Origin of the sequence: Nonomuraea sp. NPDC050733 (genome assembly GCF_040654215.1) — a bacterium.
Classification (GTDB): Bacteria; Actinomycetota; Actinomycetes; order Streptosporangiales; family Streptosporangiaceae; genus Nonomuraea.
The window spans coordinates 1-12,457 of the sequence record NZ_JBFAHO010000049.1 but is presented as its reverse complement, the minus strand read 5'-3'; the positions used below and the strand labels follow the sequence as shown (position 1 = coordinate 12,457).

The 12,457-nt window shown below is 72.2% G+C and carries 13 protein-coding genes and 1 pseudogene; 5 read left to right on the top strand and 9 right to left on the bottom strand.

Annotation, left to right across the window (positions count from 1 at the left end; genetic code table 11):
- Positions 1–127 precede the first annotated feature (127 nt).
- Positions 128–730: a hypothetical protein gene (locus AB0H64_RS39825; RefSeq protein ID WP_357635641.1), complete on the bottom strand. Its 603-nt coding sequence runs from the start codon at positions 728–730 to the stop codon at positions 128–130.
- Between the two features lie 184 nt (positions 731–914).
- Here AB0H64_RS39825 and AB0H64_RS39820 point away from each other — a divergent pair, with 184 nt between their 5' ends.
- Entirely contained in the window at positions 915–1,553 is a 639-nt protein-coding gene (locus tag AB0H64_RS39820; RefSeq protein ID WP_357635638.1) for a Uma2 family endonuclease, read from the top strand.
- 17 nt (positions 1,554–1,570) lie between these two features.
- Here the strand turns inward: AB0H64_RS39820 and AB0H64_RS39815 are convergent, their stop codons facing one another.
- Positions 1,571–2,374, bottom strand: coding sequence for an SAM-dependent methyltransferase (locus tag AB0H64_RS39815; RefSeq protein WP_357635635.1), 804 nt, complete (start codon positions 2,372–2,374; stop codon positions 1,571–1,573).
- Positions 2,375–2,459: 85 nt separating this feature from the next.
- Here AB0H64_RS39815 and AB0H64_RS39810 point away from each other — a divergent pair, with 85 nt between their 5' ends.
- From AB0H64_RS39810 to AB0H64_RS39795, 4 genes are all read left to right on the top strand, one after another.
- Positions 2,460–2,582, top strand: coding sequence for a hypothetical protein (locus AB0H64_RS39810; RefSeq protein WP_357635739.1), 123 nt, complete (start codon positions 2,460–2,462; stop codon positions 2,580–2,582).
- 99 nt (positions 2,583–2,681) lie between these two features.
- Entirely contained in the window at positions 2,682–3,266 is a 585-nt protein-coding gene (locus AB0H64_RS39805) for a transposase (RefSeq protein WP_357635632.1), read from the top strand.
- Between the two features lie 121 nt (positions 3,267–3,387).
- Positions 3,388–3,711 (top strand): carboxymuconolactone decarboxylase family protein, encoded by a 324-nt coding sequence (locus AB0H64_RS39800; protein WP_357635629.1) that lies wholly within the window; start codon positions 3,388–3,390, stop codon positions 3,709–3,711.
- Between the two features lie 304 nt (positions 3,712–4,015).
- Positions 4,016–4,810: a phosphatase PAP2 family protein gene (locus AB0H64_RS39795; protein WP_357635626.1), complete on the top strand. Its 795-nt coding sequence runs from the start codon at positions 4,016–4,018 to the stop codon at positions 4,808–4,810.
- A gap of 216 nt (positions 4,811–5,026) precedes the next feature.
- Here the strand turns inward: AB0H64_RS39795 and AB0H64_RS39790 are convergent, their stop codons facing one another.
- The 7 genes and pseudogenes from AB0H64_RS39790 to AB0H64_RS39760 all read right to left on the bottom strand — a co-directional run.
- Complete coding sequence (locus tag AB0H64_RS39790; protein WP_357635727.1) at positions 5,027–7,774, bottom strand: CDP-glycerol glycerophosphotransferase family protein; 2,748 nt, start codon at positions 7,772–7,774, stop codon at positions 5,027–5,029.
- Between the two features lie 207 nt (positions 7,775–7,981).
- Positions 7,982–8,287, bottom strand: a complete 306-nt coding sequence (locus AB0H64_RS39785) for an MGMT family protein (RefSeq protein ID WP_357635624.1) — start codon at positions 8,285–8,287, stop codon at positions 7,982–7,984.
- A gap of 16 nt (positions 8,288–8,303) precedes the next feature.
- Positions 8,304–8,663, bottom strand: coding sequence for a hypothetical protein (locus tag AB0H64_RS39780; RefSeq protein WP_357635621.1), 360 nt, complete (start codon positions 8,661–8,663; stop codon positions 8,304–8,306).
- A 23-nt stretch (positions 8,664–8,686) separates the two neighbouring features.
- Complete coding sequence (locus AB0H64_RS39775) at positions 8,687–9,859, bottom strand: S8 family serine peptidase (protein ID WP_357635618.1); 1,173 nt, start codon at positions 9,857–9,859, stop codon at positions 8,687–8,689.
- Entirely contained in the window at positions 9,853–10,653 is an 801-nt protein-coding gene (locus tag AB0H64_RS39770) for a hypothetical protein (protein WP_357635615.1), read from the bottom strand. Before AB0H64_RS39770 ends, AB0H64_RS39775 begins: the two co-directional genes overlap by 7 nt.
- A gap of 152 nt (positions 10,654–10,805) precedes the next feature.
- A complete protein-coding gene (locus AB0H64_RS39765; protein WP_357635613.1) occupies positions 10,806–12,056 on the bottom strand; it encodes a S8 family serine peptidase in 1,251 nt (416 codons plus the stop codon).
- A pseudogene (locus AB0H64_RS39760) lies at positions 12,050–12,457 on the bottom strand (hypothetical protein); the annotation flags it as partial. The gene AB0H64_RS39765 and the pseudogene AB0H64_RS39760, both read right to left, overlap by 7 nt.

The following is a 12,457-nucleotide window of genomic DNA, read 5'->3' as shown; positions in this document are numbered from 1 at the left end:
GGGGAAGGTCGGACAGACGGACGTCTCAGGCACTCGCTCATCGCCCGGCCGGGGGCTCTGGCTCACCGGACCGGCCGATGACGGGTCCAGGCCGCCCCGTACGCGTGGACGGCCGCTGGTGTGGGCGCTAGGTGCCGGAGTCCTTCTGGCCGGAGGAGGCGCCCCGGCTCCTCGGAGAGGCGGCGCCCCTTCTCGTCGTGGAGGCGGCCGCGGCCTCCGATGACGGCGCGCTGTTCGCGGGTCCGCTCCTCGCCCTCGTGGACGTTCCGCCCCGGCCGCGCGTCGCCGGGGACGTCCGCGCCGTGGAGGCCGCGCGTGCGACCGCCTCGGCCGCCGCCCGCGTCGCCTGGGACTCCCGCGCGGTGGTGCCGCCGACGACGCTCCCCATGGAGGTCTCCCCCGTACGGGCCCGCTGCGCGATGATCGCGCCCGCGCCGATGGCCGCCGCGACGGGCCATTCGATCACGCCCATGACCGCCATCGCCCCCAGGGCCCCGTAGTAGGCCACCCGCTCGGGCGGCGGCAGCATCGACCGCGCGACGTCGGCGGCGTGCCCCATCTCCTGACGGTTGATCCTGGGAACGGGCAGACGCGGCATCGACACGCGCGGCAGACGTACCCGTGGAGGGCGCACCTCGATGCTCATCATCGGCAGGTCCAGCGTGAACCGTCTGGCGGAGCCGTCCGCCGGCCCGGCGCTGTCGGACGAACGGGTCTGGGCCTCGGTCATGACGTCGCCTCCGGACTGGATCCCTCTCCGCTTCCCTATCCCCCGACCGGGCGGTTCATGCCCTACGCAGCCTTTTTGACCCTTTCCCTACTCTCCTTCGCACGGCCTTCCGCCTTCCTCGGCTTCGAGGAAGGGTCAGCCCTTACGCTGAGATGCCGAGTGAACACCTGATCTGGAGACGCGAATGACAGCATTGCCTGACGACAGCTGGCTCCTCACCATTCGCCCCCAGCCATCACGCGTTACGGCAGAGGAATACGAGCTCCTGCCCGAGGAGATCGCGAAAGCCATCGAGATCGTCGACGGCTTCGTCGTCTACTGCGAAGCTCCCACGCCCGACCATCAGATCGCCGGAAGGCGACTCGCGAACCTGCTCGAACGTCACGCTCGCGCGGCGGCGAAGGAAGGCCACGGCTGTCTGACGGTGAACAACGACGTGGACCTGCGTCTGCGTGACGTCCCCCTGCTGAACCGGCGCCCCGACGTGGTCCTCTACCGCTGTCTCGACCGGGACGGCGGTGAGCGGCTGCGGGCCCAGCACGTCCTTCTCGCCGTGGAGATCGTCTCCCCCGGCTCGGAGACCCAGGACACGACGGACAAGCTCGGCGAGTACGCGAAGGCGGGCATCCCGCACTACTGGGTCGTCCGACTGGACCGCACGGGCGTCTCCATGATCGAGCGCTACCGGCTCGATCCCGCCACAAGGCTCTACAAGCACATGGGCACCTTCATGAAGGACGAGCTCGGCGAGACGCCGCTCGTGAGCAACCCCATCCCGCTGGTGATCGACTGGTCGGAGCTGGAGTTCGACGCCGCGGGTTGACCCCCTGCGGGCCGGGGTCAGGGCTTGCGGGCGATGCCGCCGTACATGAGGCGCTGGCCGACCGTCAGCTCCGCCGGCACCGGGCCGTCCGGGCGCCACAGGGGCAGCGGGACGACCCCCGGCTCCAGCAGCTCGAACCCGTCGAAGAAGCCGGTGATCTCCTTCTCCGTGCGGAAGCGGCCCGTGCCGAGGAGGGCGAGGTACTTCTTCTCCGCCTCGCGGGACTCCTCGCTGGAGGCGCAGAAGTGGGTGATGAACAGGTAGCTGCCGGACGGCACCGCCGCCATGTACTTCTCGACGATGCCCCGGGGGTCCTCGTCGTCGTGCAGGTGGTGCAGGATGCCGACCAGCATCACGCCGACCGGCCGGTCCAGGTCGATGAGCCGCCTGACGTCCTTGTCGGCGAGGATGGCCGAGGGGTCGCGCAGGTCGGAGGTGACGACGGCGGTGCGGTCGTTCTCGGCGAGCAGCGCCCTGCCGTGGGCCAGCACCATCGGGTCGTTGTCGACGTAGACGACGCGGGAGTCGGGGTTCGCGCGCTGGGCGACGTGGTGGGTGTTCTCCAGGGTCGGCAGCCCCGACCCGAGGTCGATGAACTGGCTGACGCCCTGCTCGACGAGGAACCGCACCCCCCGGCCGAGGATCTGCCGGTTGTACGTGGCCACGTCGTAGATCTCGGGGACCACCTTCACGATCTCCGCGACGAACGCGCGGTCGACCTCGAAGTTGTCCTTGCCGTTGAGCACGACGTCATAGGCGCGGGCGATGCTGGGGCGCGTCGTGTCGATGGCGCTCTTCCACTGATCCGGCGTCTCGGCCACGTCGGTCCCCTCTCGATGCTGCGACGACCATGATCCTAGTGTCGTGAACGCGAAGGCCTGACGCGTTTAGGGCATCCTGAGGGACATGTCCGGCACCTCCGCCCGCCTGCTGACTCTGCTGTCACTCCTGCAGACCCCGCGCGAGTGGCCCGGCAGCGAGCTCGCGGACGGCGGAGGAGCTGGAGCGATAGGCCCGAGCGAGCCCTGATCGCCAGGTACGCACATCACGGATGTCCTAGTTTTGCCGGTGCCCGGCCGGCGCCAGCCGGTATCGTGGTCGTCTCGTTACAGAGCGTGGGAGGTGGGCGTGCGCAGGTCGTTCAAGTTCCAGTTGCGCCCCACCGTCAAGCAGGCCGCCGCGCTCACACAGTGCCTGGAGGATCATCGGCAGTTGTACAACGCCGCGCTGGAGCACCGCCGCACCGCCTACGGCAAGGCCGGTGTCACGATCGGCTACGGCGACCAGGCGGCGGAACTGAAGGAGATCCGCAAGGCGGACCCCGACGGTCAGGGCCGCTGGTCGGCAGGCTCCCAGCAACAGACCCTGCGCCGTCTGGACAAGGCATTCGCCGCGTTCTTCCGCAGAGCCAAGGCCGGGCACAAAGCCGGGTATCCGCGTTTCAAGGGCCGGGGCCGGTTCGACACCGTGCAGTGGCCTGCCGTCAAGAACGGCGCGAGCTGGGACTCCCAGCCGCGTGATCCGGTGACGCGCGTCTACCTGCTCGGCATCGGGCAGGTGCGCGTCCACCAGCACCGCCGCGTGGCAGGCATCGTCAAGACGATCAGCGTCAAGCGGGAGGGCGCCCGCTGGTTCGTCCGGAGACCGAGATCTTCCCGTCCGCCGGCGAGCGACCCGGAGCCTGACCCGCCGGAGCTCGATAAGTATTTCTGATGCGGGGGTCAGGAACCTTTGTTGGCCTTTGAGCGGCTCACTGCCTCAGAGTGGCCGCATGTCTGAGTCCACGCGTCTTCACCCCGATCACGCCGCCACCCCTTCGCCTGAGGCTTTCCGCTTGGCCCGCGCGGAGGGGAACGAGCGGCTGCGCGGCAGCGGTGAGTTCTTCGAGTCGTTCTTCGCCCTGGACGCCGCCGCCTACCAGGCGGGCGCCCTGCCCGTCACCACAAAGGAACTGCTCGGCCTCGTCGTGTCCGTGATGAAGGACTGTGAGGAGTGCGTCTACTACCACCTGGAACGCTGCAACGAGGAGGGGGTCAGCCGTGATGAGGTGCTCGAGACGTTGCAGATCGCCCTGGTGGGCGGCGGATCCGTGACCGTGCCGCTCCTTCGCCGGGCCATGAGCTTCATGTCCCGGCTTCCCCGCCTGGGGGCGAGCTGATCCGTCACCCCGTGGTCTCCGGATCTCGGGGTCACCTCGCGATGCCAGGGGCTGTGCCGGTACCGCGTGTCAGCGGGTTCCGCGTGCGTGCGTCCCACGCCGCACCTGGGGCGAAGCCGGCGGGCGCAGCCCGCCCTCAGGAAGGCGGCCGAGCGGAGCGAGGGCCTCCAGGGGCCGGGACCGGGCCCGGCTGGGAGAACGGCTGAGCCCCCGGCGCGAAGCGCCGAGAGCGAAGGCCTTTGGGCGCGCACGTGCAGTCACCATCCCTGCCGGCAAGGGACCGGGCTGAGTTAGGGTGACCCGCGTGAGCCCACGTGAGGTGGTCGCCGGCCGATTATCGTGCCTGGTCGCTCGTGCGCGGTCAGCCGCACTCGTCGGGAGGACGGGTGGACGCCCCGCCCCGCTCGTCGAAGCGGCCGGTCTGCTGCTCGTGATCCTGCTCTTCTCACGGCTTCATGCCGCCGCCGGGAAGGACGCCGCGGCCGCCACCGCCAACGCTCTGGCCCTGCAGTCCATCGAGCGAGCGGCCCACCTGGACATCGCGCTGCGGGCCAACCAGTGGCTGACCGAGCATCCGGCCCTCATCCAGCCGGCGGTGTACTACTACCGCCTGTACTACCTCGCGATCATCGGCGTGCTGGTGTGGGTCTTCGTCCGGCATTCCGGGGTCTACGTCAAGGTGCGCCGGACCCTCGTCGTGATGCTCGTTCTCGTGCTGCCCGTCTACTGGGCGCTGCCCATGTCGCCCCCACGGCTCGCCCTACCGGGCGTCGTCGACATCATCGCCGAGAACGACCTCCTGGGCGCCCATGCCTCACGAGAGATCCAGAGCGGCCAGAACATTCATTCGGCGATGCCCAGCATGCACGTGGGGTGGTCGTTGTGGTGTGCGTATGCCGTGTGGTGCGCGCTGCGGGTCTCCCATCCGCGATGGGCGTTGCTGGCGTGGATCTTTCCGCTGGGTATGACGGCGGTCGTGCTCACCACGGGGAACCACTATGTGCTCGACGTCGCCGGAAGCGCCGTGTTGCTGGTCGTCTCCATCGCTGTCGCATCGGCGTGGGGCCGCCTCGCCGAGCGCCGGCGTGCTCGGCATTGAGCGCCTGCGGGCAGGACGGCCTCGGCGAAGCGGATGCCGGCCGGTGGGGCCTCCTGTCAGGCCGGGGCGTCCCATCGCTGCCCGGGCGCGCGCTGACGTGGAAGGCCCCGGCAGTGCCGGGGCCTTCCACGTCAGGAGAGCTTTCGCGTCAGGAGAGCTTTCGCGTCAGGAGAGCTTTCGCGTCAGGAGAGCTTTCGCGTCAGGAGAACTTTCGCGTCAGGAGAAGAGGTGGTCCACCACGCGGGCCGTGGCCTTGCCGTCGTCTCTCGGGGCGTAGGTGGCGCGGAAGGCGTCGTAGCGGTCCCGGTGGGCCGCCGCCACCTGGTCGATCGAGCGTAGGGCCTCGACGACCTCGGCCGAGGTGGACAGGACCGGGCCGGGGGCGATCTCCGGCAGGTCCACGTACAGGCCGCGCCGGGAGGAGTACTTGGCCAGGTCGTACGCGTAGAAGACCATGGGGCGGCCCGTGGCGGCGAAGTCGAACATGACGGACGAGTAGTCCGTGACCAGCACATCCGCCACCAGCAACAAATCCGCCATATCCGGATAAGTCGTGACGTCGTGGGCGATGTCGGGGACAGCGGGCATGGCCTGCATGGGGTGGGCCCGGACCAGGAGCTCGTGGTCGGCTCCCAGCTCCTCCCGCGCCTTGGCCAGGTCGAGCTTGACCATGGCGTTCTTACGGTCGTAGTCGCGGTACGTCGGCGCGTACAGCACCACCCGCTTGCCCTCGGCCAGCCCCAGCCGATCGCGCACCTGCGCGGCCAGCCGCTCGCGGTCGGGCGAGGTGAGCACGTCGTTGCGCGGCAGCCCGCTCTCCAGGACCTCGCCCTGGTAGCCGAACGCCTTGCGCAGCACCGGCGTGGCCCACGGCGACTGCGACAGCAGCACGTCCCAGCCGCGTACCTCGGCCGCCTGCCGGTGCCAGATCGGCGGCCGGGGGTCGCGGGCCATGTGCGGCTGGTCGTTGCCGATGTGCTTGGCCGGGGTGCCGTTCCAGGTCTGCAGGACGATCTGGTCCTCGCGGGCCCGGAACCAGACGGGCAGGAAGGAGTTGGTCACGATGTAGCGGGACCTGGCCAGCGCGGCGTGGTGCTCGCGGCTGCCCGCGCGCACCACGGTGGCGCCGCCCGGCGGGGTGAACGCGCCGTCCTTGACGATCCAGATGTGCTCGCGGTCGTCGCCGCGCCGCAACCGCTCCTCATAGATGGCCCGGACGCTGTCGGCGTAGAGCCGGCCGTCGTTGACCACGTACACGGTCGCGTCGGTGAGCGGCTCGGTGCGCTGGGCCGGGTAGAAGACCCGGCGCAGCACGTGGGTGCCGGCCACGCCCTTCTCGTCGGCGGGCCGCGACTCCTCGACCGTGATCACCGGCACGTCGAAGCGGGTGGACACCATCCGGAACGTGTGCCCGCCCAGCTCGCGCGGCTCCTCGTCCAGCCCCGGCAGGGCGGCGTGGTCCATGCGCAGCGGGACGATCTCGCCGGAGGGGTGGCGGATCGACATGTTCCAGGTGCCGGAGGACAGCGGGAGGCTCTCGCCGAAGCGGTCCATGGCCGAGGGTGTGATCCGGACGGAGAAGCTCTCGCCGTCGCGCTCCATCGGGATGCCGTAACAGAGCCCGGAGCGGTGGCGCAGGGTGAGGACGCGGTGCCCGGGGGCGTCGGGGTAGCGCCCGCGCAGCACCAGGGCGGACCCGTCCCACACGGCCGAGGAGATCACCGGGCGGATGCGGTGGGCCGAGACGATGACGCGGTCACGCCGGTCGCCGAGCACGGTGATCTCGCGGTCGCCGATGGTGGCCCGGGTGTCGACCAGGTCGGCCAGCATGACCGAGGCCGCCGGGTCGCCCTTGGGCTCGACCCAGAGCCGCCGGCCGTCCTTCTCGTGGAGCAGCGCGGAGACGGCCTGGACGACCACGACCTCCGTGCCGCCGTCCTTGGGCGTGAAGTCGGCCGCCATGCGGTGGCCGCCCAGCCGGGCGTGCCCCTTGGTGACGGTACGGCCGGGCAGGAAGATCTTCAGCTCCAGGCGGTCGCCCTCGACGGAGACGCCGGTCAGCTCGGCCCGGTTGGGCTGGAGGACCACCTGGAGGGCGCGGTCGGACGTCCACGTGGGCCTGACCCACCAGCCGGGCCGCAGCTTGAGCCCGGCGGGACGCTCGGGGCGGCCCACCGAGGAGCCGCGCAGCAGGCCGGTGGCCCGGGCGCCGCGGCTCCAGAACACGATCTCGGCCCGCCACGTCGTGGCGTCGGCCACGGCCGGGCGGTGGCGCATCCGGCGGCGGGCGGCGTGGACGATGCCGCGCACGGCGCCGCGCCAGCGCAGCGACCACGGGCTCAGCTCGGCCGAGAACCCCGACCAGTCGTAGTTGCAGCCCGGCTCGCGGGCGCCGTGGGTGGCCTCCGGCTCGAACGTCCGGCGGGTCCGCAGGCGCACAGGCGGCAGCCAGCGGGGCCCGCGCAGCACGACGGTCGCCCAGTTGAAGCGGCGGCTGCGCACCGACAGCCCGGCGAGGTAGGCGAACCCGGTGATGCGCAACTTGCCGTCGACCCACTGGATGTCGTCGATGTGGGTGACCGGCACCATGTCGGAGCGCCGCAGCTCGTACAGCGCGGACGGCAGCTCGTCCTGGAACGGCAGGTCGGCGTACCAGCGCAGGCCCTTGCGGATGCGCTTGGACGGCTCGGCCGCGGCGGCGACGGCCGTCGCCAGCGTCTCGCCGTCGATGAGCTCCTCGTCGGGGCGGTGCTCGACGAGGTGGCAGATCAGGCGGCGGGCGACGGGCAGGTCGCGCTTGACGCGCTCGTCCACCCCCGCGAGGTACGGGCGCAGCAGAGCGACGAGCTCGCGCCGACGGGCGGGCCCGCGTTTGACGGCGACGTCCATCCGCGCGCCCAGCGGACCGCTGAGCACCTGGGCGTCGAACGCCGCGTCCTGACCGCCGGGGCCGACCGCGCGCATGATCACGTCGAGAGGTTCGCCACGATCGCAGAGATCCTGGACTACCTTCAGACGATCGGCGGCCGGAACTCCGCCCTGGCTCTGGGCTGTTACGCCGGTGGCCATGGGGGGCACCGCCTTTCGGACCGCCATCACCTGTTTTGCCCATGCTAAGGGGAGTCTCGTACCGCAGATACACCGTCGGGGCGAATCCGCAGCTCAAACGTTTTACTGAGAATCCACTGAACGCCCGTCCCAGCGCGCGGCCCGCATGTCCGCCTTCTCCCCCCGCCTGGGAGTGCCCTCGGCACGCCAGTACGCGAGGCACTCCTGGAGATGACCGGCCGAGGCGGCGCCGCCGTCGGCGTGCACGACGCGCCACCACGGCACGCCGCCGCCCCACGTGGACATCACGGCGCCGACCTGGCGCGGGCCGCCCTCGCCGAGATACTCGGCGATGTCGCCGTACGACATGACGCGACCCGGCGGGATGGACTCCACCACCTGGAGGACGCGCTCGGCGTACGGGTTCACCGGCGCTCCCGCGGCGTCACGGTCCCCACGCGGCGGGACCCGCGTCGATGATCTCGTCGAACTTGCCCAGATCGGTCGTGGTGCCGCCGGCCGTCACCTGGACCACGCCGTCTCGCACCGTGTAGCTCTCACCGTCCTCGCCGACCAGCCGGGCGCCGAGAAGCGCGGCCAGCCGGACGAGCTGTGCCACCTGCCAGTCGGATCCGGGCTCGCCGACCACCTGGTCGGTCCAGCGTGCCACGGTGTGCGCGCCGCCGCCGTGCCTGGCGACGATCTCCCGCGATCCGCGCAGCTCGAACCCGGCCGGCGCGATCGCCCTCGCGAGGTCGGCGTAGGCGATCGGCGCCTCCCGGACCACGCGCAGCTCGTATCCCATGACGCGGGACCATAGCGGATCTTTCACCCTCTACGCTGATTGAGCGCCATGATCGCCCCGCTGAACGTGACCAGCGCCACGAGCGCGGCCCCGCCGAACAGCCAGAGCCGCCAGGGCTCGGGTCCGGGCGGCGACGGCACCGGGCTGTCCTCGCCCTCGCCGAAGTGCAGGTCGTCGGACACGTCCGGCGCGGGCTTGGCCTGCGCGAGACGCTCGGCGGCGTTGAGTGCGGCGCCCGCGTCGACCACGCCGAAGCCGACCTTGTCGTCGTACCCGGCCGCCGGACGGCCCCGCGCGCTGGACGACAGGGCCTGCGCCACCCGCTCGGGCGGCAGGGCGGGGTAGCGGGCCTTGATCAGCGCGGCCACCCCGGCGACGAGCGCGCCGGCCGAGCTGGTGCCCTCGGACGGCGCGTAGCCGCCCCCGAGCCTGGCCACGGGCACGCCCACGCCGGGCGCCGCGACGAGGACGGACAGGTTGTCGCTGCTGAACGGGGCCCGCCTGCTCTGCCTGTCCACGGCCGCCACGCCGATGACACCCGGGTAGCCGGCGGGGAAGCTCCAGTAGGAGGTGCCCTTCTGCTGGGCGTAACCGGTCTGCCCGTCGTTGCCCACGGCGGCGACCAGCACCACGCCCTTGCCGAGCGCGTACGAGACGGCCTCGCGCTCGGACTTGAGCGGGCCGTAGCCGCCGATCGACATGCTGACGACCTGGGCGCCGTGGTTGGCGGCGTAGCGCAGGCCCCTGGCCAGCGGGCTCTCCAGGCCGGAGTCCTCGTCGGGACGGGGGGCGGGCTGCGGCTCGATGGTGCCGATGCCGGGCTCCTCGTCCAGGGCCAGCGGCACGGACAGGACGCGGGCGTCGGGCGCGATGCCGACCAGCCCGTTCCCGGCGCCCGAGCCGGCGACCAGCGCGGCCATGGCGGTGCCGTGCTCGCCGGGCCTGGCCTCGCGCTGCACGGACGAGGTGCTCATGTCGGGGCCCGTCGTCACCTTGCCGCGCAGTTCCTTGAGCTTCGGGTCCACGCCGCTGTCGATGACGGCGACGGTGACGCCGCGGCCCTTGGTGACGGCCCACGCCTGCTCGACGTTGAGCGCGTCGAGCACCCACTGCTGCTGCTCCCGTACGGGGACGCTGGCGGGGGACTGCAGGGTCAGGGCCGCGGCGGCGAGCACGCGGACGGCGGCGGTCAGCACACGTTCCCCTGGGTGCAGGGCGGGACCTTGGGCGGGTCGGCGAGGAAGTAGGCGATCTGGTTGCCGATGGACTTGGCGGCCGGCCACAGCTCGCTGTGCAGGATCTCCTCCGGCGGGACGGCCGCGCGCGTGCGCCCGTCGGCGTAGCCCGCGGTGGAGAACACGATGTACGGCCCGGCGCCCACCCAGCCGGCGCGCTGGCGCTGCTCGGTGCCGAACCGCTCGGTCACCGTGCCGGGGAACGCCACGGGCAGCACGCCCACCCGGTCGTCCTGGCTGAGCTGCTCGGTCGCCGACAGCCGGGCCTCCTCGTCCTTGAGCACGGCCACGCCGACCGTGAACACGAACGTGGCCGTCTGGTCCACGTACGTGGCGCGGAGCATGGTCACACAGCCGTGGTCGTCGAGGACGGCGGCCACCGAGGCGTCAACGCCCCCGCGGCACTCGGTCTCGGGGGCGATGCCGACGCGCCGGGCGTACTGCTGGGCGCTGTCGAGTCCCTGGTACTTGACCTCTTCCGGGAACACGCCCGTGGCCGGCCACGCCTGCCAGCGGCGGGCGATCTCCTCCTGCTTGTAGCGGTTCTGCTCGGCGGGGGTCAGGGGGCGGGAGCGGGTCTCGGCGAGCAGCCCGACGGTGCCGAGCAGCACGACGACGGCCGACATGGCCATGACGGCGCCGACGAGCACGACGAACCAGCGGCGGTAGCGCACGCCACGCCGCAGTGCCTCCCGCTCGGCACGTTCCCGGGCGGCCGTGCCGGCGCGGGTGGTGGCCGCCGGCCAGGCGCGCACCCGCGAGCGGCGACCGGACTGGGAGCCCAGGGGATTTCGCCGTCCCGGTGTCCCTCCAGCGCGCGGGAGCCCCGAATTCGTCCTACGTGCCTTCACCACCGCCTCGTTCCCGGGGTCGCTCGGTGTGTATTTCGTCCCCCTTGGCACGCGGATCATGCGTCTTGGGGGCTGTGTGCGCGGCGCACGCGCCTGACCAGGAGGTACACGGCGGCCACGGAGGCCAGCGCCCCGCCCCCCGCCACGGCGGCCACGGCGACGTAGATGTGGACCCTGTCCCGGTCGCGCGCGACCACCTGGACGGCGGCCGACGGCCCGCCTCCCACAGGGTAGGCCGGGTCCTGAGCCTGGCCGCCGGTGGCGGTCTCGGTGTGGCGGGCCAGCCGGGCGGCCTCGGCCAGGGCGCGGCGGGCGTTCACGACGCCGAAACCGGTGCCCGTGTCGTAGCCGCCCGGGGGCCGGTCGGTGGCGCTCGCGGTGAGGGCTCGGGCGACCAGTGGCGGCGACATTTCCGGATATTTCGCTTTTATGAGGGCGGCTACTCCGGAGACCAGCGCGGTCGCCTGCGAGGTGCCCCGGCCGATCCAGTACTGGTCGCCCGGCCCCGCGCCCATGATGTCGACGCCCGGCGCGGCCACCACCACCGAGGAGTTGCCGTTGGAGAACGTCGCTCGCCGCAGCCGCCGGTCCGTCGCGCCCACCGCCACCACGCCGGGGAACGCCGCCGGATAGGAGTACGGCGCCGCATGGCCGGTGCCGCCCCCGCGCGCCCCGTCGTTACCGGCCGCGGCCACGAGCACGACGCCCCTGGAGATCGCGTACCCGATCGCGGCCCGCTCCTCCCTGGTCGGCAGCTCCTTCGACAGCGACAGGTTGATCACGTCGGCGCCCTTGTCGACGGCGTAGCGGATGCCCCGCGCCACCACGTTCTCGAAGCGCGGGTGCGTGTTGAACACCCGGAACCCCTGCTCCTCGTCCTCCAGGATCACCCGCACCGAGAGGATGTCGGCCTCCGGGGCGACGCCGATGACGCCGCGCAAGCCGTCCGGGCCGTGCCCGTGGCCCGCGATGAGCGAGGCCATGTACGTGCCGTGCAGGCGGAGGGGGCGCACGCCCGGCGGGTTGGCGCCCTTGGTGAAGTCCTTGCCGACGGTCACGGAGCCGGCCAGGTCGCGGTGCAGGGAGTCCACACCCGAGTCGAGCACGGCCACGGTGACGCCGCCGCCCCTGGTGGCCCGCCACGCCCTGGGCAGCTCCAGGGTGTCGATGACCGGCTGCTGCTCGCCGCGGACGTCGTCGGCCAGCGCGGGCGCCCCGGCGACCAGCACCGCCCCGGCCGCCACCACACCGGCGCTCGCCGCCCGGAATCTCAGGGCCCGGCATCGCAGGGCCCGGGGGCTCAGCATCGCCACTCCGGGGCCGCGCAGTCGGGCAGGGTGGGCGTGGTCAGGCCGTGCAGGACGTGCGCGGCCAGCTCGCTCCCGTACGAGAAGACGGCCGGCCGCTGCTCCCCCGCCGTCCGCGCCGGCCGCCCGTCGGCCTGTCCCGCCGTGGTCAGCACCACGTACGGCCCGGCCTGGCGTACGGACCCGGCCTGCCGTACGGACGGGGTGAAGCGGTCGGCGACCGTGCCGCGGAACGCGAGCGGACGCAGACCCGGAACCGGCTCCCCCGCCTGCGGGAAGGCCGCCGTGGCGCGGGCGGCGGCGCGCTCGTCGGGGAACGCGGCGACGCCCACGGTGACCAGCACGCCGCGCAGCGCGTCGATGTAGGTGGCGCGGAGCACCGCCCGGCAGCCGGCCCGGCG

What these genes read in the sequence shown, in the direction of transcription:
- AB0H64_RS39790 (WP_357635727.1), bottom strand. Translation starts at nt 7,774, where the DNA reads ATGCGCGCGGTCGGCCCCGGCGGTCAGGACGCGGCGTTCGACGCCCAG.
- AB0H64_RS39825 (WP_357635641.1), bottom strand. Translation starts at nt 730, where the DNA reads ATGACCGAGGCCCAGACCCGTTCGTCCGACAGCGCCGGGCCGGCGGAC.
- AB0H64_RS39820 (WP_357635638.1), top strand. Translation starts at nt 915, where the DNA reads ATGACAGCATTGCCTGACGACAGCTGGCTCCTCACCATTCGCCCCCAG.
- AB0H64_RS39765 (WP_357635613.1), bottom strand. Translation starts at nt 12,056, where the DNA reads ATGCTGAGCCCCCGGGCCCTGCGATGCCGGGCCCTGAGATTCCGGGCG.
- AB0H64_RS39810 (WP_357635739.1), top strand. Translation starts at nt 2,460, where the DNA reads ATGTCCGGCACCTCCGCCCGCCTGCTGACTCTGCTGTCACTCCTGCAG.
- AB0H64_RS39780 (WP_357635621.1), bottom strand. Translation starts at nt 8,663, where the DNA reads ATGGGATACGAGCTGCGCGTGGTCCGGGAGGCGCCGATCGCCTACGCC.